This is a genomic window from Amycolatopsis iheyensis (assembly GCF_024703995.1).
In the GTDB taxonomy this organism is placed as follows: Bacteria; Actinomycetota; Actinomycetes; order Mycobacteriales; family Pseudonocardiaceae; genus Amycolatopsis; species Amycolatopsis iheyensis.
This window is the reverse complement of sequence record NZ_JAMXQV010000073.1, coordinates 1-1,302: the sequence shown is the minus strand read 5'-3', so window position 1 is coordinate 1,302 and position 1,302 is coordinate 1. Positions and strand designations below refer to the sequence as shown.

Annotated in this window: 1 protein-coding gene; it reads right to left on the bottom strand. The window is 69.9% G+C overall.

The window, feature by feature from the left end:
* Window positions 1-33: 33 nt before the first annotated feature.
* Entirely contained in the window at window positions 34-1,176 is a 1,143-nt protein-coding gene (locus tag M8542_RS49770; RefSeq protein ID WP_443643573.1) for an IS30 family transposase, read from the bottom strand.
* Window positions 1,177-1,302: the final 126 nt, after the last annotated feature.

Genomic DNA, 1,302 nt, shown 5'->3' with positions numbered 1-1,302 from the left:
GGCGGATTCGAGGGGTCGTTGCAACACGGGTGATCAACTGGCTTCGGTCAGGAGTTTAGCCAAGCGCTCGGCTGGGGTGTCCCAGCCGAGCGTTTTGCGTGGGCGGCGGTTGAGCTGCGCGGCGACGGCGGCGAGGTCGTCGGGGCTGTGGGTGGCGAGGTTGCTGCCTTTGGGGAAGTACTGGCGGAGCAGTCCGTTGGTGTTCTCGTTGGAGCCGCGCTGCCAGGGTGAGTGCGGGTCGCAGAAGTAGACCGGGATGCCGGTGGCGATGCTGAACTCGTGGTGGCGGCTCATCTCGCTGCCTTGGTCCCAGGTCAGCGACCGGGCCAGTTGCTCGGGCAGCGTCGCGGCGGTGGTGACGAGGGCGTCACGGACGTGCTCGGCGGTGTGGGAGCCACCGAGGTGGACCAGCATCACGTACCGGGTGGCGCGTTCCACCAGGGTGGCGATGGCCGAGGTGCCGTCCCCGCCGATGATCAGGTCGCCTTCCCAGTGGCCGGGGACGGCGCGGTCGTCGGCCTCGGCGGGGCGGTCGCTGATCATCACCATCGGGGCGGTGAAGCGTGGCCGGCGTTGCTCGCTGCTGCGGCGGGGTTTGCGCATGGTGCGTCCGGTGCGCAGCGCGGCCGTGAGCTCGCGGCGCAGTGCGCCTCGGCCTTGGACGTAGAGGGCCTGGTAGATGGTTTCGTGGGTCACGTGCAGCTCCGGCCGGTCGGGATGGTCGCGGCGCAGCCGCCGGCTGATCTGCTCGGGGCTGAACTTGTCGTCGAGCATGCCCTGCACCAGGTCATGCAGTTCGGGGCAGGCGGCGATCTTGCCGGTCTTGGGCCGCGGGCGGCGGGAGTCGGCGCGGGCCTGGGCGGCGTGCGGGCGGTAGTCACCCGAGCCGGGATGGCTGTTGCGGGCCAGTTCCCGGCTGATCGTGGACGGGCTACGGCCCAGTTCGGCGGCGATAGCCCGCACCGAGCGGCCCTCGCGCCGCAGATCCGCGATCACAACGCGTTCCTCAGCCAAGAGGAACCGGTCCGAGGACGGCTCAGGCCGGGCGGGAGGCCGCTGATCGGTCTCCCGCCCGGCCTTGGCCTGGCTTGCTCGTCCGGTCCGCCATCGGTGACCGGTCCGCCGGTTGATCCCGACGATCCGGCACGCCTGGGCTGTTCCCACACCGTGCGCCACAAGATCAAGATAGGTCTGGCGCTCGTCGCCCAGCTTCCTCGGACCTTGAGGCGACCGGTCCCCGCGGATCTCGAACACTGCAACCCCTCAACAGCTCAGGTGTTGCAACCACCACTAGAACCCAAG